The sequence below is a fragment of the Vagococcus martis genome (assembly GCF_002026305.1).
Taxonomy (GTDB): domain Bacteria; phylum Bacillota; class Bacilli; order Lactobacillales; family Vagococcaceae; genus Vagococcus; species Vagococcus martis.
The window spans coordinates 996,128-1,018,368 of the sequence record NZ_MVAB01000001.1 but is presented as its reverse complement, the minus strand read 5'-3'; the positions used below and the strand labels follow the sequence as shown (position 1 = coordinate 1,018,368).

Sequence of the window (22,241 nt, the reverse complement as noted above, 5' to 3'; positions counted from 1 at the left end):
AGACTAAAACTTGGATAGAATTGACTGTAAATGAAAATCATTATCAATTAGGAGAGTTTTGATGAAAAAGAGTATCCCGATAATAAGCTTAGTATTACTAGCTGTTTTATCTTTATTTATTGGCGTTCAAAGCATTCCTATTCAAGATATCTTTCAGCTTAGTGAAACACAATCTCTTGTGCTGTGGACAACAAGAGTACCAAGAACGATTAGTTTAGTTATTGCAGGTGCAACAATTAGTGTGTCAGGACTCATCATGCAACATCTGACACAAAATAAATTTGTTTCACCGACAACGGCTGGAACAATGGATAGTGCAAGGCTTGGTATGCTTGTGGCTATGCTGTTTTTTCCAAGTGGTACTATTCTAGTAAAATCGTTAGTTGCCTTTATCTTTGCTTTTTTAGGAACAGTACTATTTATTCAGTTGATACGTGTGTTACCAGGTAAAAATCAATTGATGGTGCCACTTGTAGGGGTGATGTTTGGGAATATTGTGGGGTCGATTGTCACATTTTTTGCTTATCAATATCAATTGATTCAAAACATGACTTCTTGGTTACAGGGAAGTTTTTCCACTATTTCAAAAGGAAATTATGAATTAATCTATGTAACAGTACCTGTATTGATAATTTGTTACCTATATGCTTATCAATTTACAATAGTAGGAATGGGAGAGGAATTTTCTATTTCTGTTGGGATGAATTACAAACTTGTTCATTTAATCGGTCTATTACTAATTTCAGTTGCTAGTAGTGTGGTGTTAGTTACTATTGGTGGGCTACCATTTCTTGGTGTGATTATTCCAAATATTGTGTCGTTGATGTTAGGTGATTATATGAAAGATACGCTTTGGATGACAGCTGTCTCAGGTAGTATTTTTTTAGTCATAGCCGATATTTTATCCCGTGTGATTTATCCACCATATGAGTTACCAGTTAGTTTAATCGTAGGAGCTTTAGGAAGTTTTATCTTTGTCATTTTACTTGTTAAGGGGGCAAAGAAATGAAACATAAACAGATTTATTTTAGATTAGTGATGTTATTATTGCTCGTGCTATTAAGTATTGGATTATTTATGACTTATCAGACTTATGGCAATTGGCAATTTGCTTTGACGCTTAGAGGGAAAAAATTATTGGCGTTTGTCATTGTGGGGTTATTAACAAGCTTTTCAACAATTAGTTTTCAGACTATTACTCAAAGTCATTTTTTAACGCCAAGTATTTTAGGATTTGATTCCCTTTATGTTTTAGTTCAGACCACACTATTCTTTTATTTTGGTCAAACACCCACTCATCCCATGATAATGTTTGGTTTAAACGTTGGGTTGATGGTGATATTTAGTGTGATATTATTTGGTTTTTTACTTAGAAAAGAGTCACAAGATTTATTTTTATTATTGATGATAGGGATGGTTCTAGGAACATTTTTTAGAAGTGTTAGTACTTTTTTACAAGTTCTGATGGATCCAAATGAATACGATAAGCTACAAGGAAAACTATTTGCGAGTTTTTCAAATGTGGATGTATCCCTTCTTTATATGGTTATACCAATTGTGATAGGGATTATTTTATTATTCTGGATTGTGTCACCGACACTAGATGTGTTTCATTTAGGAACATGTCAGGCGATTAACTTAGGAATTAATGTACAACGATTTCGTTGGTTCATTTTATTTTTAATCAGTTTAAGCGTGGCACTCTCGACGGCATTAATTGGTCCGATTACCTTTTTAGGGTTTATTGTAGCCAACATAACGTATCAAATATTACCTGTGTATAAGCATCGTTATTTATTTGTTTTTAGTGCTTTATTAAGTATTTTGATGCTAGTATTAGGTCAATTTTTAGTGGAACATATATTCCACATGAATACGACATTAAGTGTCGTGATTGAATTTAGTGGTGGTGTGTACTTTATTTGGAAATTACTCTCTGAAAGGGGGAAAACACTTCAATGAACATCGAAAAAGTAGTGAAACAGTATGGAAGCAAAAAAGTTGTCGATACGGTGGATTATGATGTGGTACCACAAACACTCACTGTGTTTATTGGACCAAATGGTGCTGGTAAAAGTACGCTACTAGGTATGATGAGTCGTTTGTTAGATAAAGACCAAGGGGGAATTTATTTAGAAGGGCAGGAAGTGAAAGCTTGGAATCAACATGAACTTGCCAAGAAACTATCAATTTTAAAGCAAGCAAATGGGGTTCAATTACGTTTAACTGTAAGGGAATTAGTTGCATTTGGTCGGTTTCCACATAGTAAGGGACGGTTAACAAAACTTGATCAAGAAAAGATTAATGAGTCTCTTGCTTATCTAGGTTTAGATGATTTGGCAGAAGAAACCATTGATACATTGTCAGGCGGACAATTACAACGAGCATATATTGCGATGGTACTAGCACAAGATACAGAATATATCTTTTTGGATGAGCCGCTAAATAATTTAGATATGAATCATGCGGTGATGTTGATGAAAACAATTCGTCGTTTAGTTGATGAGGCAAAAAAAACAGTAGTGATTGTCTTACATGATATAAATTTTGCAGCAAGCTACGCTGATAATATCGTCGCGATGAAATCTGGCGAGATATTTAAAGCAGGTCCTACCGATGACATTATTACCAAAGAGGTACTAGACGAGTTGTATGACATGAACATGCGCGTATGCGAATTAGAAGGAAAGCGATTTTGTTTATATTTTAATGAATAGTAAAAAGGAGAGAGATAGATGAAACGAGTAAAAAAATGGAGTCTAGCAAGTTTAGTTGTTGTAGGGGTGATGATGTTAGGGGCATGTGGCTCATCAAGTGCGACAGAAGACACAGAAAAATCATCAAGTGAGGCACAAGAAACAGTGAAGGTAACTGATAGTAACGGAGAGACTCTGGAGTTAAAATCACATCCTAAAAAAGTCGTGGTATTTGATATGGGAGCTCTTGATACGATTAAAGAATTAGGTGAAGCAGATAAAGTTGTTGGTGCACCAACAAAAACATTACCAAGTTATTTATCTAGCTTTAAAAATTTAGAATCAGCTGGTGGAATTAAAGAGCCAGATATGGAAAAAATTAATGCGATGCAGCCTGACTTAATCATCATATCAGGTCGTCAACAAGACATGCAAAAAGAGTTAGAAAACATTGCACCAACGCTTTACTTATCAGTAGATAACAAAAAAGCATGGGAATCGACAGTAGAAAATATTGAAACATTGGGAACAGTTTTTGATAAAGAAGATGTGGCAAAAGAAAAAGTCGATGAACTGACAACAAAACGTGAAGCATTAGAAGAAATTGCCAAAGAAAGTGGTAAAAAAGGATTGATGAGCTTAGTGAATGAAGGGTCATTATCAGTATTTGGTCCAGAATCACGTTTTGGTATCATCTATGAAGGGTTTGGAGTAATACCAGCAGACGAAGCAATTGAACCATCACCACATGGACAAGAAGTGTCTTATGAGTATGTATTGGAGAAAAATCCTGATATTTTATTTGTTGTTGACCGTACCAAAGCAATTGGTGGGGATGATAGTAAAAATAATGTAGCAGATAATGCTTTAGTAAAAGAAACAACAGCTGGTAAAGAAGGAAAAGTAATTAGTTTAACACCTGATGTATGGTACTTAGCAGGTGGAGGGATTAAAGCTACGCAAATGATGATGGAAGATGTCGAATCAGCTTATAAATAGTCAGTATGTATAGGGGGGCATAAAGCCCTCTTTTTTTATTCATAAAAATAACATTTATAATCTATTGAAATTTTATTTCGATAACTGTATAATAAAAATGTAATTTGATTTCAAAATAACGAAGTTGAGTTAACTAAAATATAGTCGAATTGTTTTACGAAAACAATAGACAACATTATAGGAGGCAATAAGTATGAAAGTCGTAATGGTATGTTCAGGTGGAATGTCAAGTGCAATAGTGGTTAAAGCAATTCTTAAAGAAGCAGAGAAACAAGGATTTGACTTAGATATGATTGCAGTGGGTTCAGGTGAAGTAGAAGAAACATTAAATCAAGGAGATTATGAGTTACTATTAGTTGCACCTCAAGTAAAACATCAATTTAGTCGTTATGAAGAGTTGGCAAAAGAAAAAAATATTCCAATTGAATTAGTTGCTCCTACAGGTTACACACCAATTGGTGCACCAAAAACATTAGAACAAATAAAAAAACATAAATAGGTTGAGTACAAGGAGAAGACAATGGAGAAATTTTTAAATTGGGTAGAAACAAAATTTATGCCTCCAATGGCAAAATTAGCTGAACAAAGGCATTTAAAAGCTATTAGAGATGGAGTTATTTCAACATTATCCTTAATTCTTATTGGTAGTTTCTTTTTAGTTATTGCAAATCCGCCAGTGCCATCATGGGCAGAAGCGATTGCGCCATACTCAGCACAAATTGTTGTGCCTTTCCGTATTACAATGGGACTTATGAGTATCTATGCAGCGTATGGTATGGGGTATAGTTTAGCGAAATCATACAAGTTGGATGGTATTAGTGGTGGTGTCCTTTCTTTAGCGACATTCTTAATGTTAACGGTACCATTAAATGTCGATCAACTACTTCCTGAAGGTCAAGGAATCGGTTGGGTTATGCCAATGGGATACCTTGGTGGAGCTGGAATGTTCTCAGCAATTCTTGCGATGATTTTTGCTGTGGAAGTTCTGAGATTCTTTAAAGAAAAGAATTTAATGATTAAAATGCCAGAACAAGTACCCGAATCTGTATCACGAAGTTTTGAAGCATTGATACCAGGTGCTGTTATTATCACAACAACATGGATTTTACGCGTTCTTTTAGGATTAGATATTAATGAGCTATTATTAGGTATTTTCTCTCCTATTACAGAAGTTTTAGGAAATAATTTATTTGGTGTTTTATTACCGATGTTCTTAATCCACGTATTATGGGCAGCGGGTGTACATGGGATGAGTGTGATTGGGTCAATTGTTAGACCAATGTGGTTATTAATGTTAGATGCTAATGCACAAGCATTATCTGATGGCGTATCAGCAACGAAATTACCATATATTGCACCAGAACAATTTTATCAATGGACAGTGACGATTGGTGGGGCAGGAGCGACATTATCACTTTGTTTATTATTAATGTTTGCTACAAAATCAACGTATTTAAAAGAAGTTGGGAAATTCTCGTTTATCCCAGGGATTTTCAATATTAATGAGCCACTTATTTTTGGTGTTCCATTAATTATGAACCCAGTTTTAGCATTACCATTCATTTGTATCCCACTCATTACAACAACAATTAGTTATTTTGCTGTGAAATTTGGATTAGTAAATGGTTTTGTATTGAATGTAACATGGACACTACCAGCACCAATTGGGGCATTTTTATCAACAGGAAATGACTGGCGTGCGGTTGTATTGGTAGTAATTAATATTTTAATTGCTCTAGCATTATATTATCCATTTGTTAAAGCATATGACAATACTTTAATTAAACAAGAACAAGAAGAGATGGCGACAGAAGGTTAAAAAGTTTGATAGTTAAAAAGCTGATTAGTTCATCTAGTCAGCTTTTGGTATTAAGGGAGAGAAAAAAGATGATAAAAATGATTTATATAGTACTCGTTATAGCGTATGTATTAGCTTGTGTTGGAATCACTAGATGGTTAGATAAGAAAAATAAATTACCGAATCGATGGATTTCAGGATTTATTTCATTTTTTATTATCTTGATTCCTTTAATGATATTTTCTAATATTCCACCTTTTGTATTGAATATTTTATATGGCTTGTGTGGTTTATTTGCCATTATGTTTTTTGAAACATCTCGTCTGATGGTCGAAAGAGGCCAACATAGAGGAATGGTGAAACCACCCTCTAATAAAAAGAAATAGATAGGAGCATATTTATGAGAACATTAGGTATTTCGGTTTACCCGAATCATCAATCGGTTGAAGACATTAAAGAGTATATGAAATTAGCAGCAAAATATGGTTTTAAACGTGTATTCACTTGTTTGTTATCAGTAAATCCAGAAGAAAAGGAAAAAATCGTGAGTGATTTTTCTGAGACCATTTTTTTTGCTAAGTCACTAGGTATGAAAGTAGTAGCTGATGTTAGTCCTAAAGTATTTGGTGAGTTGGGTATTAGTTATGATAATTTAGAATTTTTTAAAGAGATTGGTGCTGATGGGATTCGTTTAGATATGGGATTTACAGGAAATGAAGAATCAATCATGACATTTAATCCTCAAAATCTAGATATTGAGTTAAATATTAGTTCAGGAACACGTTATTTAGAAAATATTCTAAGTTATCAAGCCAATGATAATAAACTCTTAGGGTGTCATAATTTTTATCCGCATCGTTATACAGGATTGAGCTATGATCACTTTATTGAAACAACAAAGGTTTATAAAGAAAATGGCATTAGAACAGCGGCATTTGTTAATTCGCCAACAGCGAAAACAGGTCCATGGCCCGTGGAAGAGGGATTATGTACGTTAGAAATGCATCGAGAATGGCCAATTACAACACAAACCAAACACCTTTGGGCAACAGATTTGATTGATGATGTGATTATCGCCAACGCTTTTGCATCAGAAGAAGAATTGAAAGCACTAAGTGAGATTAACCCTTATAAATTAACATTAGATTGTGTGATAAGAGAAGACACACCTGAGTTAGAGAGAAAAATAATTTTAGAAGAGTTTCATTTTAATCGTGGAGATGTGTCTGATTATGTGATTCGTTCGACACAAAGTCGTGTGAAATATAAAGGACATGACTTTAAACCATTTAATACAGAAGATATGGCTGAGGGCGATATTATTATTGAAACATCTTTATATGCTCATTATGCAGGTGAACTGCAAATTGCTCTATTACCAATGGAAAATTCAGGTAAATCAAATGTTGTAGGCTATATTACACCAAATGATAGAGTATTGTTATCATACATTCAACCTTGGCAAAAATTTGGGTTTAACGAAGTCTCACAATGAGTATAGTAGTAGGGGATAGTTACTCAACTGTACTAGCCAAAAATGTGACTTATTGTGGTTTTTTTCCTAATGAATTAGGAAAAGAGGTTTCAGTCATTTATTTGCTTCATGGACGAGGTGGTAACGCTAAAAGTTTTTTAAATCAGACAACAATCGAACGGTTTATTCAAGGAACGTCTTTCATCGCTTTTTCTGTGGATGTGGGGAATTCATATTATGCTAACTCTGATGCGTTTGGTGATGTCTTAACTTTTGTGAGTCAGGAATTTCCTATTATGATGCAACGAATTCATCCTTTTAATATTAAAAATGAATTTATCATTGGTATATCAATGGGTGGATACGGCGTACTCAAATTATTAGAGAAATATCCTGATAGATATAGAGGATCAGCGATGTTATCTCCACTATTAGTAATGGATACATTAGCCAATCACATTCCTCAAACTAAAAAAGAATTGGGAACTGTTTTTCAAAAAGAGGCATGGCCTAATCTAGTCCAATCAGATTTACATCATCTTGGATTAGAAACACATCTCATTCACTGTTGTGGGAAAGATGATTTTATGATTGAGGATAGCTTGGATTTCTCTAATAAAATAGGCAGTTTTTTACCTAACTATTCTTTTTATGTGTCTGAAGGAGAACATAATTGGGATTATTGGGATGGACAGTTAAGTCAAATTATAAACGAATTTAATCAATTAATTGAAAGAAGGAACAACTAATGGAAGAACAAATTTTTAATATTATTGTACACGGTGGAAATGCTAGAGGTTTTGCTTATGAAGCACTTGAAGCATGTCGCAAGGGAGAATACGAAAAAGTAGACGAGCTGTTGAAACAATCTAAAGACGAAATGGTACTAGCTCATAATACTCAAACGGAATTAGTTCAAATGGATGTTCGAGGAGAAAGTGTAGAAATTAGCTTACTAATGATTCACGCACAAGATCAATTGATGACTACTATGTCAGAACAGACATTGATTGAACAAATGATTATCATGCAAAAAGAAATTAACGAGTTACGAGGGAAATAGTAAGAGGCAAACGATTCGTCCAACACGACAATCGTTTGTTTTTTCATAAATAAAATGTGAGTAGAAATTAGGTGAAATAATGGAGTATATCATTGGCTTAGATTGCGGTGGAACAAAAACAGAAGCTTTTGCTTATAATGTAAAAACAGGTGAGGAAGTAGCAAGTGCGATTTCTGGTTTTGGTAATCTGGTAGTGGATTATGATTTAGGTATGAGCCACATCACGTCAAGTATAGTATCTATTTTTGAGTTACTTGAAGGAAGTCATTGTAAGGGGATTGTTCTTGGTATTGCAGGAGTTGACGCAGGTGGGCTAAAAGAAAAAGTATCCAATGATTTGATGACAATACATCCAACTATTTATATTTTTAATGACGGACAATTAGCTCATTTTTCTATATTAAAAGGAAGAGATGGCATTTGTGTGACTGCTGGAACTGGCTCTGTGGTGTTAGGTTTACATCAACATAAATGGTACAGAATTGGTGGATGGGGGCATTTATTTGGTGATGAAGGTAGTGCTTATTGGATAGCTAAACAAGCAATAAAATTAGCGCTGAGTGACGAGGATAATAGTTTTCAGCCAAGTAATTTAACGCTTGCTATATTTAAATTTTTTGATGTAAAAGATGTGTTTTCTTTGACTAAACGTCTTTATATGTTGTCTAAAACAGATATTGCTTCTTTGACAACGGTTATCGCACAAATGAGCGAAGAAGGAAATCAAGAAGCAACACTTTTATTGAAACAAGCAGGTATTCAATTAGGAATCGCAGTAGAAGAAATGCTCAGAAAGAGTAAGTTATCTAAAGAATCATTAGAAATTGGATTAAATGGAAGTGTCATAGAAAAAAATGCACAAGTTTTTTCTAGTTTTCATAACTGTTTGGAAGACAGTGACATAAATGTGACTTATTGTCATAAACAGTCATCCTGTGCTAAAGGAGCTTATTATTATTATAAAATGCGAGAGTTGGAGGGGTTTCCGTGGGGTATGCAATAGGATTGATGTCAGGCACATCACTCGATGGTGTAGATGTAGCGCTAGTTAAATATGATGAAGGCATGTCTAGTTATGAGTTAGAGGATTTTTTTACCATACCTTTTTCTGATGAGTTAAAGAAAAAAGTCACAGATGCTATTGATATAAATCAATCAAATGTTGCCTTAATTTGCGGCTTAAATATTGAGTTAGGTTATTTTTTTGGTGAAGCAGCTAAAAAAATGATAGAAAAACATCAAAGATTAGGAAGAAAAATAGACTTTGTTGCTTCTCACGGGCAAACTTTATACCATCAACCTATTTCAGAAGATAATTTAATCGCATCCACCTTGCAAGTAGGGGAGTCAAGTGTGATTACTGAGGTAACTGGAGTTAAAGTGGTGTCTGATTTTAGATACCGAGACATGGCTGTTGGTGGGCAAGGGGCACCGATTGTTCCTTACTCAGAATTTATTTTGTATAACGACAGAGAGAAACAGCAGATTTTACAAAATATTGGCGGTATTTCAAACGCCACAATTATTCCGAAAAATGCTACAATACAGGAGATAACGGCTTTTGATACAGGGCCAGGTAATATGATAATTGATGAATTAGTGCGCCATTTTTATCAGGAAGAGTATGATGATAATGGCCAATATGCTAAGCAAGGTCGTGTGTCAGAAAAAGTTTTAGAACACATGATGTCACATTCCTTTTTTAGTCGTCCTATGCCACGGACAACAGGAAGAGAAGATTTTGGGCAGCACTATGTCACCGCACTGCTTGATACTTATGAATTATCAGCGAATGATTGGATTGCAACAGCAACAAAATTTACTGCAAAAGCGATTGCGTTATCATTGGCCTCTTTTTTTATAGACAATACTGACTTAATCATTGGTGGGGGTGGAAGTTATAATCCAACGTTACTTTCAATGATTCAAGAAGAAGTGCCGTCTTTTGTGTCAGTTAAAACACAAGAAGATTTAGGCCAATCATCAGAAGCAAAAGAAGCTGTTGCCATGGTTGTGTTGGGACATCGAACGCTTCTAGGCAAAACAAGTAACGTGCCAAGTGCTACTGGTGCGACTAAAGAAGTTATTTTGGGGAAAATAACATGGTAGGTAAATAAGTTAAAAGGGAAGGGTAAATATGAAAAGTAAACATATTCATCAAAGGGTAGAGAGTCTTTATAATGATTTAACACATTCGGAACAAAAAATAGCGAATTTGGTATTAGAAAGACCGGAAGATGTGATGAAAATGACGGCAAGTGAGTTGGCAAAAGAGTCGCAAACTAGTCCAGCTTCAGTCATTCGTTTTTGTAAATCAATTAATATTCCGAGTTTTCCAGAATTAAAAATAGCATTATCAGCTGAAAGACAGTGGGATGTTCCCAAAGAGTATTCAGACATATTACCAAATGAGAAAATATCGGATGTGAAGGCAAAACTTTTAGGAAATGCTTATCAATCAATGCAAGAAACGATTCAATTAGTTAGTGAAGATGTGTTAGATGACGCAGTACAGATGATTTCTTCTGCACCATTTGTCTATGTTTACGGGATAGGATCATCTTATCTTGTCGCAGAAAATATTGCTCAAAAGTGGAATCGAATTGGGAAAGTTTGTATCTGTATTGCAGATGTTCACTTGCTAATAGCCAGTTTAACTTCAGCTGTACCTGGTTCTATTTTTATTGGTATTTCAAATTCGGGGGAAACATCAGAAGTACTAGAAATTAATCACATTGCAAGAGAGCATGGCATCAAGACAATTGGTATTTCAAAATTTGGGATGAATACATTGAGCAAACAAGTTGATTTATCTATTCAAACGGTGAAATCCAAAGAGGCAGAATTAAGAAGTGCTGCTACGAGTTCATTGATGTCTCAATTTATTTTGATTGATTTATTGTTCCATGTATATGTTTTAAAAGACTACGATGAAAACATGGAAAATATTAGAGAATCTAGAACGTTAGTAGATGAATACAAACGTCGTACTAGTAAAAAATAAAAACCATCCAATTGGGTCTAATGACTTAATTGGATGGTTTTTTAAAGATAATAAATTTACTAAATACATAGTTAGCAATTAAGACAACCACATTACTGATAATTTTAGCAATCATTGGTTGTTGATGTAACCACTTGACTAAGACAAATAAAACAACAGTATCAATGCCTAAAGATAATAAGCGGAACGAAAAGAAGGACATCATCTCTTTTACGTTGATAGTCTCTTGATTGTCTTCATGAGCGAAAACATACTTTTTATTGGATATATAGGCAAATAGCACAGAAAAAATCCATGCAACGATGTTTGCGAAAATATAATTAAGTTGTAGGACCCCTTCAATGAGATAGAACACGACAATATTAATAATCGTTGTCATAACGCCCATCACGACATACATAAATAACTCAAATAGTGTGTCAGATAGTCCTAATGTTTTAGTAAAAAAATGTTTTAATTTATTCATAGACTCTCTCTTTTCTAATAAACAGTTTAGAATAGGCTTTTATGGAACAATAACCAATCGTCAGTAAGGTCGCAATCAATTTAATTATTAGTACATAAGTCATATTCATAACTGGTTTGTAAGATAATATGATAGTATTTTTACCATTTTTTGGTTGGATGATTAAACTACCAATATCAGATGTGTCGTACTCTGATTTATCTAGTATTTTGCCATTTAACTCAATCACGCTATGTTCATAGACGATGAGCGGTAACTGTTTTTTCTTTGATGAGTTTTTTTTATTGTTCCAAATTAATTGAATCGTTCCATTATCTAGTATAGTCGTTGTAATGTTTTTTTGATTATCAAATATTTCTTTTTCATAAACTTCATATGGATCGATTTTGCTATATAGCTCTTGGCTAGTTGTATTTTTTGATATAGGAAGGTAATCTGGTGTTCCCTTTTCTATTGTGTCAAATACTTTCGTTAAGTCAGGCGATCTAAGGTTATTTCTAATATTATCTGGCTCTGTTTCAATCAGATTAGATCGATTGTTCCCCATAGCGACAGGATCATCTTGCCAACGTTGTGCATTTTTGACCATGTTGCTGTTAGCTTCGACTAATATGAAGCCGACTAGGATAAGTAGGGAAGTCGACATGATTTTTGATTGTTTACTAGAAAGATTTCTCTCAAATGCTGTGATTGTTTTTAAAAACATAGGAATTAGTAGCACATATGAAATTACAGAAAAACGAAATGGAAACTGAATAATAGATAGAAAAGGTAGTGTTGCTACTATATTATCCCATGGAAATAATGATGTTGATAAGAGTAAGAATGTTCCACCAACAATGGTCATTAATCTCTCTAGTAAAGACGTCTGTTTAATATTACGAATAAAATAAATGAGTTGGAAAATAAATATAGCCCCAAAAAAGATACCAATATTTCGATTGCCATACATTTCTGTTATAGAGATATAGGTAGCATTTGTCACAAATGATTTTGGAATAAAGGGTTGTAAAATATTATTTGATAAAAAGACTTCCAAATAAGCCGTTAATGTATTTAGCGATAAGAAGACAAATAATAAAATAGCTAATATCATATCTTTTATCCAATTAAGTTTTCTGTCTGATTGAATGAAACTGACAAGGAAAAAAGGAATAATCGCTAAAGTTGCTAATACAGCACTTAGTGTATGAGTATTAACTAGTAAACTCATAGATAAGGCTAAAAAGACAAAGTTGATCGGTTTATCTCTATTTTTTACTGAGCGGATGGCTTGAATAAAAATAAATGGTAAAAATGCCGCTCCCCAGCTAGAAAAACCTAAAGCTCGTACATAATACATCACTGGGGCACTTGCCATGTAAATCGCTGCGCCTATCGTGGCTAATGTTTTTGTACAATCTAGTGTTCTCATGAGACCATACATACCGCTCCCGGCTATGATAAGGCACGTGAATGATGAGACGAGTTGGAATTTTAACCATGACTGTGTAAAAAATAATATTAAACCATTCAAGAAGGCGATATCATACCCATATAGGGCATTGATAATTCTGCCACTACTATTAAAGCCATATAAAGCCATATAGTAGTTATAGTTTCCTGATTTGATTTGCTCAGCTAAATCATAGAAACGATTATAATGAAATGATATATCAGATCCAACAGGGATAAACCGTGTATTGATTTGCGGTAATAAAATAAATAACGCTACTAAGGTAATGGTTATAAAAGGAAGTCTTTTTTTTATAACACGTTTAGCACTTAGCACAACTAATCCTCCTCTAAAGGTGAAATCTTTTGATCTTTGACGATGTAAATAGGTCTTCTTTTCGTTTCGAGGAATGTTTTACCTAAATATTGTCCCACAACTCCTAAACAGAGAAGTTGTAGACCACCTAGTGCTAATATAATACAAACAAGAGATGGCCATCCTGATGTTGGATCCCCGAAAATAAGAGCACGTATTACAATAAAAATCAAAGCGATAATGGACGCGATAAATGAAATAAATCCAAGAATAGTTGAGAGTTTTAGTGGAAACTCTGAAAATGAGATGATGCCATCAATAGAGTATTGTAATAAGTCCCAAAAAGACCAAGACGTTTCACCTTCAACACGTTCAATATTTTCAAATTCTAAGTAATAAGTATCAAATCCAACCCAGCTAAATATTCCTTTTGAAAATCGGTTGTATTCTTTAAGTTCTAGTATCGCATCAACCATTTGACGAGACATAAGTCGGTAATCTCTTGCGCCGTCAACAATTTCAACATCGGATATTTTATTGATAATTTTATAAAATTGTTTTGCGAAAAATGATCTGATTTTAGGTTCCCCAGCACGTGTAACACGTCTAGTACCAATGCAGTCATGTTCTCCTTGTTCTATTAGTTCAACCATTTTAGGTAAAAGCTCTGGAGGGTCTTGCAAATCAACATCCATAACAGTGATATAATCTCCTCTAGCATGTTCAAGGCCGGCATAAAGAGCAGATTCTTTTCCAAAGTTTCGGGAAAAAGAAAGGTAGTTGTATTTATTAGATGAAATAGTGGCTTCTTTTAATACGTTTAAGGTATTGTCTTTTGATCCGTCATTGACGAACCAGTATTCAAACGTTAAATTTGGTAATAATTTTTCTATATCAGTCATACGAGTAATATAGGGAATAATCGTGTCTTGTTCATTGTAACAAGGGACAACGATGGAAAGCATTTTTTTAGTCATAATGTACTCCTTTTTATTAGTAGATAATTATCTAAAAGTGCAATAAATATATTTTAAATGAAATGAGTATGAAAAGATAGTCTATATAATAAGTTAGACAAAAAATACCCTAGTCTATTATAAGACTAAGGTATTATAATTAAAAGTCATGTACTTCTTTAAGTGTTCCATCTTCCATTTGAAATACTCGGTCACTCCATTTAATCATACGAATGTCATGGGTTACCATAACTGTTGCTTTTTTCTTGTCGTGAGCTTCTTTGACAAGTAGTTTCACGACATTATAAGCATGTTCCGTATCCAAACTAGCAGTGGGTTCATCTGCTAAAATAAGACTAGGGTTATTGTATAAAGAACGAGCAATCGCCACACGTTGGCGTTCACCACCGGATAAATCACTTGGGTAACTTTTTCTTAAGTGATCAATATCAAGAGATTTAAGTAATTCGTCTAGTTTTTCTTTATTAACTTTTTCTTTTTTTACTTTACCAACTAACGTAAATTGATCCTCTATAGTTAAGAAAGGAATGAGGTTTGAGCTTTGTAGAATAAAACCTATTTCTTCAAAACGTAATTTAGCACGTTTTTTTTCAGGTAAAGCTGTAAAATCAATATCATTAATAGTAATATTACCTGTTGTTGTACTTTGTAAACCACCTGCTATAGTTAAGAAAGTACTTTTTCCTGAACCAGAAGGACCAATGACGCTGATAAATTCTCCTTCTTTAACTTCAAAATTTAAGTCATTTAAGGCAGTCACTTCATTGTGACCTTTACCAAATTTTTTTGTGATATGAGACATATTTAAAATAGTTTTCATTTTTTCCTAACCTCCAATTGCGTTAATAGGGTCAACTTTATTTACAGTGACGATTGAGAATAAGCCACCGATTGTTGATACAACGACAAGAATGGCACCATAGATACACCATTGCGTAATGTTAATAGCAAATGGCATCGCGTCAGGTAATACTAAGCTTAAGAAATAAGTAGCAACACCAGAGAGTACTACTCCAAATACACCCACTAAAAATGATTGAGCTAAAATTGATTTAGAAATAAACCAAGAATTAATTCCTTGAACTTTCATAACACCAAAAATAGCAGTTTTTTGTAGTGTGATAACATACATGAAGATACCGATAACAGCTGATGCAATAACAAACAAGACATAAATCATAGAATCAAGCGTTAAACTTTGTTCAGTATATCCAGGTAAGTTGTTGATGAACTCTTCAGTTGACAGTTTAGTTAATGAATCACTTGATAAAGTTGTCTCCTTATCGTTGCTTAATATAGCATTGATTGGATAGTTATCAGTGTTTTTTACCATATCTTCACCGAATTTTATCTCAGTTGCTGTTTTGACAGTTGAGTACATTACGGGAGTTGCAACATAAGAAGTAGCAGGGAAGATCCCAACGACTTTAACTTTCAAATCGTTACTTCCAACTTCTATTGAGTCATCTACTTTGAATCCTTTATCCGCAAGATTTTGTGAAATAATGACTTCATTGTCATTTTTTATTGTGTCACCACTTGTTACTTTTGGTAAAAAGAAAGCATCTTTGTCTGTCCCAAACAAGCTGATATTTACTTTATCGCCTTTTTTACCGATAGCACCACTATAAAGTGACAGTGGGGCTTTGTCATTTGATGAAATATCTTTTTCATCTTCTATTTTTAATTGTGATGCAGCTAAAATATTATTGGCATCATCTGATAGGACAATTTCTTTTGCGTCCCAATCATCTACTACTTGCCTAAATTCTTGTGACAATCCATCTGCTAGACCAGATAATAAAAATACTACTAATCCAATTAGAAACATAATACCAACAATTAAACTATATCGTAATTTTGAATAACCCATTTCCTTTAAGGCTAAAAACATAAATTTTTCCTCCAGTTCTGATTATCGAGTAACATTATGTCACTTGATAGTGATAAAAATAATTAACTATTTTTTACTGATTGTAATAACACTTGAAAAAAGAAACCCAATCCAACTGTTAAAATAATATGTCCCAAACCAGCGATTCCACTAATTGCTGCGGAACTTTCAATACCTAAGACAGTCATTGTTCCATGTGTTAACATCATCAACAACGTTATACCTAACCCAATGTTATAAATGACATAAAACTTTTTGAAATTTTTGTGCTTAGTTAAATTGAAACTTTTTTCCAGTAGTAAAACGATTAAGAAGAAAAACATTCCTAAAATAAGTGTATGTGTATGGATAACACTTAACTGTGTCCAACCTTCAAAATCATTGAATTTTGTCATTTCACGGAAATAAACGCCACTAATTAATCCAATAATCATATAACTTAAACTTGCTCTTGCTAATTTTTGCATGAAAATACTCCCCCTATCTAATTCCTTTAGTAATCCATTTTATTTTATAGTGATAATCCAATATTAACTCCTCTGGTGTCCAATTATTGATAATGAAATCAGTTAAGGAATTCATGACAATTTCCATAATAAAGTAAAGGAAACTGACAGCTTCTTGAGTTTCATGGATTGTGAATTCGTTGTTTTCCAATAACTTGATCCATTCCATTAGCATGTGTGAAGAGTCATCTAGATCTAAACGCTTCATTGTTCGTTGGTAGTCAGCTCGAGTTAGAAGTAATAGTCCTTTCCAATAAGCACTATCCGTTTCTAGATGGGAACAAAAGACAAGGTATTGTTCAATCCCGTGGAAAAAATTACTTTTATGCTGATTAATGTAATCAATAATATCTTGATGAATTAGAATAGATTGCTGTTTAACAATGTAATCGTAAGCATCTTCCAAATCAACAAAGTATTTATAAAATGCTCCTCTAGACATTTCCATCTGCTCGACGATATGTGACACCTTTACTTGGCTGACAGATTGGTTATAAAATGTATCAAGCAAAATCATATCTATTTTTTCTTTTTTGGGTGCAGGTAGATTCAGGAATGTATCCTTTGGCATATAATATCCTCCTTTCAATTTTTAACTTAAAAAAATCATATCATAAAGAGTTACAAGTTGTCACTTTTATTGCTCGGAAAATGAAAATAAATTAAAAAAACTTTCAAAAGGAGGCTAAAAATGGCCTCTTGTTTCTTTTGAAAGTCTTTATTTATCAGTATTTAATAGTTTTACTTAATTAATTTCAGAAACTCATTAATTTTTTCATCAGTAATCCCCATCATTGCCATTGAACGAAGCGGAATGTTTTCGAGTAGTTCGATATTTCTTTTATTGTTTGTTAATAAAGTTTGAATAGCCTCATAAATACCTGTTTTCTTTAAAGCATCCGTAACAACAGGATTTGGTTGGTCAATTATTTGACTAAGGTAACTATCGGGAGTAATAGATTCAACAATATCAGTACCAAATGTCAATTGAAAGGCTTCGCTTAGTTTGATATCTCTTGAAGAAGAGCCAACGAATATATCATATTGACCGTTATCGACTTGCCAAGCTTTTCTGTCTGCGTTGTACCAACTAAACGCTCGTCTATTTAATGCAATAGAAATAGTTTTTTCTTTACCAGGTTGTAAGAATACTTTTTCAAATTCACGCAATTCTTTCACCGGTTTTTCTATGTTACTTGTTTGATTACTAACGTATACTTGTGCCACGTCAGCACCAGCAACACTTCCAGTATTTTTAATGGTAAATGTTACTACGACAGATTGATTTTCTTCTTTTACTGAAATGTTAGAGTAGTTGAATGTCGTATAACTTAATCCGTGTCCAAATGGGAACAATGTATCAAGTTGTTTTAAATCATAATAACGATATCCTACAAAAATGCTCTCATGATAGTTTTCATCAGTTTTACTTGCATTAAATGTCCCGAAACTTGGGGTATCGCTTAAGTTTACAGGGAATGTTTCGGCTAATTTACCAGAAGGATTAACATCACCAGTTAACACATCCCAAGTAGCTTCTCCGATTGCTTCTCCCCCAAGATACGTTTCTAAAATAGCAGAAGCGTCATTTACCCAAGGCATATTAATAGCAGAACCATTTTGTAATACCATGATGATCGGTTTATTTAATTTAGATAACTCATCAATGAGTCTGATTTGATTTTGTGGTAAATCATTGGTTGTTTTATCAAAACCTTCTGATTCTAAATAAGCTGGTAGTCCAGCGAACAGGACAATTTTATCAACTTCTTTTGCTTTGTTGATAGCCTCTTTAATATCAGCTTCATTGATAACATCTTTATCTATTGAGTAGCCTTTTGCATAATTTGATAAGCCTAAATTAGTTGCAGCTTCAAGAGGAGACACAACGTTATAAGCATTAACATGGGAGCTACCGCCACCTTGGAAACGTGGTTTATCAGCTAATTCACCGACGATTAAAATAGAGTCTTTTTTATCAATTGGTAGAGTTTGGTTTTCGTTTTTTAATAAGACAAATGAGTTTGCAGCAACGCATCTAGCAAACGCATGCTGTGCCTCTTTATCATATTTTACTGAAGTTGTTGTTTTATGTTTATCGACTAACTTCAACACTCTTAATACAGATTGATCTAGCACGGATTCTTCTAGATTACCATTTTGTACAGATGACACTATATCATCAATCGAAATATCACCACGGCCGGGCATTTCTAAATCCATTCCTGCTTGAAGAGACTTTGTTCTGTTAGCCACAGCTCCCCAATCAGACATGACCAATCCTTCAAATCCCCATTCGTTTCTTAAAATATCTGTTAGCAAACGTTTGTTTTGTGAAACTAACTCTCCATTTAACTTGTTATAAGAACACATTAACGTTTCAGGATAAGCCTGCTTGACGATGTGTTCAAAGGCAGGTAAATAAATTTCTCGAAGCGCTCTTTCATCAATATTAGATGATGAGGTAAAACGTTGATTTTCTCGGTTGTTTGCAGCAAAGTGTTTGACACTGACACCAGTTCCTGTACTTTGGACTCCGTTAACATAGGCAGCACCTAGTGTTCCAGCTACGTAAGGGTCTTCAGAAAAGTATTCAAAATTTCTTCCAGCTAATGGATTTCTTTTTATATTAACGCCAGGACCTAAGAGGATAGATACCCCTTCAGCATTAGCAGCTTGTCCAAGTTGCTTCCCTAATTGATAAAGCATTTCTTTATCGAATGAACTAGCAGTCAAAGAAGCGGTTGGAAAACTAATCGCTTCAACACTATCATTTAATCCAAGAGCATCCCCTTTATCAGCTTGTTTTCTTAAACCTGAAGGCCCATCTGTTACCATAATTGAAGGAATGTTTTTTTCATCAATATTGTGTGTGTACCAATAGTTCATTCCAGTTACAATAGCTGCTTTTTCTTCAAGAGTAAGTGCTTGTAGATAGTTAGAATCAAATGTCATGATCATATAACCTCCTTTAGAAATGTAATATAGATTAAGTGTACACTGATTTTATTTAATAACGAATAGATAATACTTTTAATTATGACGATGTGCTAATAAATATTTTTATTATGGTTTGATATATCTTAAGTCAATAAAAAAATTTGTAGAAATTTCATATAAAAACATCAAAATAACCGATAATCATTCTCATATCCAAAGTATTCTATGAATAATTTACGAAAGGAGGTCTATGAATGACTCATATTCTACAGTCTATCACAATTGTGACACCTATTATTTTTGTGTTAGCACTTGGTTTTTTTGCTGGAAAAAAACAAGCGTTTGGTAAATCTAGTGATTCAATAAGTGTCATCAATGAGTTGGTTTTGAATTTTGCATTACCAGCGTCGTTATTTGTTGGAACCATTAGTGTAACGAAAGTTCAGTTATTAGGTGATACTGATTTATTTTTTTCACTATTGATTAGTTTATTAATTGCTTATTTTATTGGTTTATTAGTTGCTAAATATATTTTTAAACGAAATATGATAGAAGCGTCTATCGCAGGGTTAGCAGTTAGTTTTTCAGCTGGGCCTTTTTATGGACCAGCATTATTAGACAGTATATATGGACAATCAGGTGGAGTATCTGTCAGTATCATCGCTTTATTATTGAATGTTTTTATTGTGCCACTTGCGACCATAATCATTAAGTTAAATATTTCATCCTCAGATCAAAGGACGTCATTACCGAAGATGATCAGTCAATCTATTTTTGACGCTATCTTTAAAACACCCTTTGTTTGGGCACCACTACTTGCGTTTATTTTAGTGTTTTTAGATATTCATATGCCTGATATTGTGACTAGTTCTTTAAAATTAATTGGTGAAGCTACTGCTGGGATTGCTATTTTTGTAGCAGGTATGACCATTGCAGAGAATAAATTTAAATTAACTAAAGAAGTTGTTACGATTGCGTTATTAAAAAATATCGGGTTACCTTTATTATTTATTGGAGTGGCTATATTGTTACATATGACCAAGGGTAGTACAACATTTGATCAAGGACTATTGTTATCAGCTTTGCCTTCTGGTCCTATGATTGTGTTACTTGCAACTCGATACAAACAATACCAACAAGAAGCATCATCTATTCTGGCTTTTTCAACCGTTGGCATGCTTGTGACAGTGACAGCGATTATTGCGCTATTAAATGTTTAATTAAAAGAAAAGAGGAAATATATTATGACATTAACTAAAATTGAACGCATTGCCAATTATGCGACTCGTGCTAAATTTGACGATTTATCTGACGAGTCAAAAAAACAAATTCCTGTACATATTTTGGACTCGTTAGGTTGTCAGATTGCAGCTTTAGGAGCAGGACCGGTAAATGCTTGCCATGATCAAGTAAGAGAATTTTCACCAAGTGGTATAGCACCACTTATTGCAGGGGGGACATCAAGTCCAGTTTTTGCAGCGTTTTGGCATACTGCTCTTGTCCGTTACGTTGATGCGATGGATAATATTCTTGCACCCAAGGAAACCGCACATACGGCAGATAACTTTGGTGGTATTTTAACAGCAGCTTCCATTGCCAATTCAAGTGGAAAAGAGTTAATGCTAGGAGTGGCGATTGGTTGGACAATTCAAACGTTATTAGTTGAAAAAGCTAATTTTATGACACGTGGATTTGACCATACTGCACAACTTGCTTTTTCAGTTACGGCGGCTTCCGGTAAATTATTAGGATTGGATAGTGAGACGATTGCTAATGCCATTGCGATGGCAGCTTCAAGTGATGCTTCGTTTGCCGGTATTCGCTCGAAACCTTTATCAGAATGGAAAGGACTTGCATCAGCTCAATCAACATTAGGGGCCTTTAACGCACTATACTTAGCTAAAAGAGGGGTAGAAGGGCCTCTAGCTATTGTAGAAGAGCCTCAAGGGATTGAACATTTATTAGGACAACCAATCGATATTGATTGGGAACATGAAAATTATGAAGGTGTGCCACAATCAACCATTAAAAAATTTGTTGCAATGATTCATACGCAATCAGCTATAGAATGTATATTAGAATTATTAGCCAAAACGCCTATTAAATCTGAAAGTATCAAATCAATTGAAGCAGATGTCCCACAAATTACCTATGATTTTTCTGGTGGTGGATTATATGGTAATGCAGATGCAGCAATCACAACAAAAGAACAAGCTGATCATTCCCTACCATACTTGTTAGCTGTTGCTGTGCTAGATGGACAAGTGATGCAACCACAGTTTGAAGAATCACGTATTATAAAACCTGATGTTCAAGCACTTCTTCAAAAAGTCATTGTTAAACCGGATGTTGACTTTACAAAACGTTATCCAAAAGATTTTTGTGCACGTATTACCATTACACAAATGGATGGTACAGTTACTACTCATGAGGTAAGCAATTATCCAGGTATGCCTTGTCGACCATTTACATGGGAAGACTCTGTTGATAAATTTGACCGTTTAACAAAAGGATATATTGATCCATTATTGGCTGAAAAATTAAAAGCAGTCGTAAAAGATATTGAAAATAGATCGACAAAAGACTTGTTTGATATTTTAACTAAAATTAAATATCCAACAACAAATAAATAGACAGAACAAAAGTGGTCTGATAGATTTAAGGTAATCTATTT

23 protein-coding genes are annotated in these 22,241 nt (G+C 33.9%); 15 read left to right on the top strand and 8 right to left on the bottom strand.

Annotated features, from left to right (window positions below):
• Nucleotides 1-61: 61 nt before the first annotated feature.
• The 13 genes from BW731_RS04855 (at nt 62) to BW731_RS04795 (ending at nt 11,034) form a co-directional block, all read left to right on the top strand.
• Entirely contained in the window at nt 62-1,009 is a 948-nt protein-coding gene (locus BW731_RS04855; RefSeq protein ID WP_079346229.1) for an ABC transporter permease, read from the top strand.
• Nucleotides 1,006-1,962: an iron chelate uptake ABC transporter family permease subunit gene (locus BW731_RS04850; protein ID WP_079346227.1), complete on the top strand. Its 957-nt coding sequence runs from the start codon at nt 1,006-1,008 to the stop codon at nt 1,960-1,962. The genes BW731_RS04855 and BW731_RS04850 overlap by 4 nt, the downstream gene beginning before the upstream one ends.
• Complete coding sequence (locus BW731_RS04845) at nt 1,959-2,717, top strand: iron ABC transporter ATP-binding protein (protein ID WP_079346225.1); 759 nt, start codon at nt 1,959-1,961, stop codon at nt 2,715-2,717. The genes BW731_RS04850 and BW731_RS04845 overlap by 4 nt, the downstream gene beginning before the upstream one ends.
• 18 nt (nt 2,718-2,735) lie before the next feature.
• Nucleotides 2,736-3,695: a siderophore ABC transporter substrate-binding protein gene (locus BW731_RS04840; RefSeq protein ID WP_079346223.1), complete on the top strand. Its 960-nt coding sequence runs from the start codon at nt 2,736-2,738 to the stop codon at nt 3,693-3,695.
• 193 nt (nt 3,696-3,888) lie between these two features.
• Nucleotides 3,889-4,194 carry a PTS sugar transporter subunit IIB gene (locus BW731_RS04835; RefSeq protein ID WP_071456110.1) on the top strand — a complete coding sequence of 102 codons (306 nt, stop codon included), beginning with the start codon at nt 3,889-3,891 and terminating at the stop codon, nt 4,192-4,194.
• A gap of 21 nt (nt 4,195-4,215) precedes the next feature.
• Nucleotides 4,216-5,514, top strand: a complete 1,299-nt coding sequence (locus tag BW731_RS04830; RefSeq protein ID WP_079346221.1) for a PTS sugar transporter subunit IIC — start codon at nt 4,216-4,218, stop codon at nt 5,512-5,514.
• Between the two features lie 68 nt (nt 5,515-5,582).
• Nucleotides 5,583-5,879 carry a hypothetical protein gene (locus tag BW731_RS04825; RefSeq protein ID WP_079346220.1) on the top strand — a complete coding sequence of 99 codons (297 nt, stop codon included), beginning with the start codon at nt 5,583-5,585 and terminating at the stop codon, nt 5,877-5,879.
• 14 nt (nt 5,880-5,893) lie between these two features.
• The gene (locus tag BW731_RS04820; protein ID WP_079346218.1) at nt 5,894-6,988 is read left to right on the top strand and encodes a DUF871 domain-containing protein; all 1,095 of its coding nucleotides are present in this window, start codon (nt 5,894-5,896) and stop codon (nt 6,986-6,988) included.
• On the top strand, nt 6,985-7,716 hold the full coding sequence (locus tag BW731_RS04815) for an alpha/beta hydrolase (protein WP_079346216.1): 732 nt from the start codon (nt 6,985-6,987) through the stop codon (nt 7,714-7,716). Before BW731_RS04820 ends, BW731_RS04815 begins: the two co-directional genes overlap by 4 nt.
• Nucleotides 7,716-8,030, top strand: a complete 315-nt coding sequence (locus BW731_RS04810; RefSeq protein WP_079346214.1) for a PTS lactose/cellobiose transporter subunit IIA — start codon at nt 7,716-7,718, stop codon at nt 8,028-8,030. The genes BW731_RS04815 and BW731_RS04810 overlap by 1 nt, the downstream gene beginning before the upstream one ends.
• Before the next feature lie 79 nt (nt 8,031-8,109).
• The gene (locus BW731_RS04805; RefSeq protein ID WP_079346212.1) at nt 8,110-9,033 is read left to right on the top strand and encodes a BadF/BadG/BcrA/BcrD ATPase family protein; all 924 of its coding nucleotides are present in this window, start codon (nt 8,110-8,112) and stop codon (nt 9,031-9,033) included.
• Entirely contained in the window at nt 9,018-10,139 is a 1,122-nt protein-coding gene (gene anmK / locus BW731_RS04800) for an anhydro-N-acetylmuramic acid kinase AnmK (RefSeq protein ID WP_079346210.1), read from the top strand. The genes BW731_RS04805 and anmK overlap by 16 nt, the downstream gene beginning before the upstream one ends.
• A 28-nt stretch (nt 10,140-10,167) precedes the next feature.
• Nucleotides 10,168-11,034, top strand: a complete 867-nt coding sequence (locus tag BW731_RS04795) for a MurR/RpiR family transcriptional regulator (protein WP_079346208.1) — start codon at nt 10,168-10,170, stop codon at nt 11,032-11,034.
• Nucleotides 11,035-11,059: 25 nt separating this feature from the next.
• On the opposite strand, the gene BW731_RS04790 is transcribed toward BW731_RS04795, so the two are convergent.
• From BW731_RS04790 to BW731_RS04755, 8 genes are all read right to left on the bottom strand, one after another.
• Nucleotides 11,060-11,500, bottom strand: a complete 441-nt coding sequence (locus BW731_RS04790; RefSeq protein ID WP_079346206.1) for a GtrA family protein — start codon at nt 11,498-11,500, stop codon at nt 11,060-11,062.
• Nucleotides 11,493-13,271: a hypothetical protein gene (locus tag BW731_RS04785; RefSeq protein WP_079346204.1), complete on the bottom strand. Its 1,779-nt coding sequence runs from the start codon at nt 13,269-13,271 to the stop codon at nt 11,493-11,495. Before BW731_RS04785 ends, BW731_RS04790 begins: the two co-directional genes overlap by 8 nt.
• A 2-nt stretch (nt 13,272-13,273) precedes the next feature.
• Nucleotides 13,274-14,227 carry a glycosyltransferase family 2 protein gene (locus BW731_RS04780; RefSeq protein ID WP_079346202.1) on the bottom strand — a complete coding sequence of 318 codons (954 nt, stop codon included), beginning with the start codon at nt 14,225-14,227 and terminating at the stop codon, nt 13,274-13,276.
• A gap of 139 nt (nt 14,228-14,366) precedes the next feature.
• Complete coding sequence (locus tag BW731_RS04775) at nt 14,367-15,047, bottom strand: ABC transporter ATP-binding protein (RefSeq protein ID WP_079346200.1); 681 nt, start codon at nt 15,045-15,047, stop codon at nt 14,367-14,369.
• Between the two features lie 6 nt (nt 15,048-15,053).
• Complete coding sequence (locus BW731_RS04770; RefSeq protein ID WP_079346198.1) at nt 15,054-16,121, bottom strand: ABC transporter permease; 1,068 nt, start codon at nt 16,119-16,121, stop codon at nt 15,054-15,056.
• Nucleotides 16,122-16,183: 62 nt separating this feature from the next.
• Nucleotides 16,184-16,588, bottom strand: a complete 405-nt coding sequence (locus tag BW731_RS04765; RefSeq protein ID WP_079346196.1) for a DUF2871 domain-containing protein — start codon at nt 16,586-16,588, stop codon at nt 16,184-16,186.
• 13 nt (nt 16,589-16,601) lie between these two features.
• On the bottom strand, nt 16,602-17,198 hold the full coding sequence (locus tag BW731_RS04760; protein ID WP_079346194.1) for a TetR/AcrR family transcriptional regulator: 597 nt from the start codon (nt 17,196-17,198) through the stop codon (nt 16,602-16,604).
• 170 nt (nt 17,199-17,368) lie between these two features.
• Nucleotides 17,369-19,582: a glycoside hydrolase family 3 C-terminal domain-containing protein gene (locus tag BW731_RS04755; RefSeq protein WP_079348564.1), complete on the bottom strand. Its 2,214-nt coding sequence runs from the start codon at nt 19,580-19,582 to the stop codon at nt 17,369-17,371.
• A gap of 239 nt (nt 19,583-19,821) precedes the next feature.
• On the opposite strand from BW731_RS04755, the gene BW731_RS04750 reads away from it, so the two are divergent.
• Entirely contained in the window at nt 19,822-20,787 is a 966-nt protein-coding gene (locus BW731_RS04750; RefSeq protein WP_079346192.1) for an AEC family transporter, read from the top strand.
• 24 nt (nt 20,788-20,811) lie between these two features.
• A complete protein-coding gene (locus BW731_RS04745; RefSeq protein ID WP_079346190.1) occupies nt 20,812-22,200 on the top strand; it encodes an MmgE/PrpD family protein in 1,389 nt (462 codons plus the stop codon).
• The last annotated feature ends 41 nt before the right edge of the window (nt 22,201-22,241 follow it).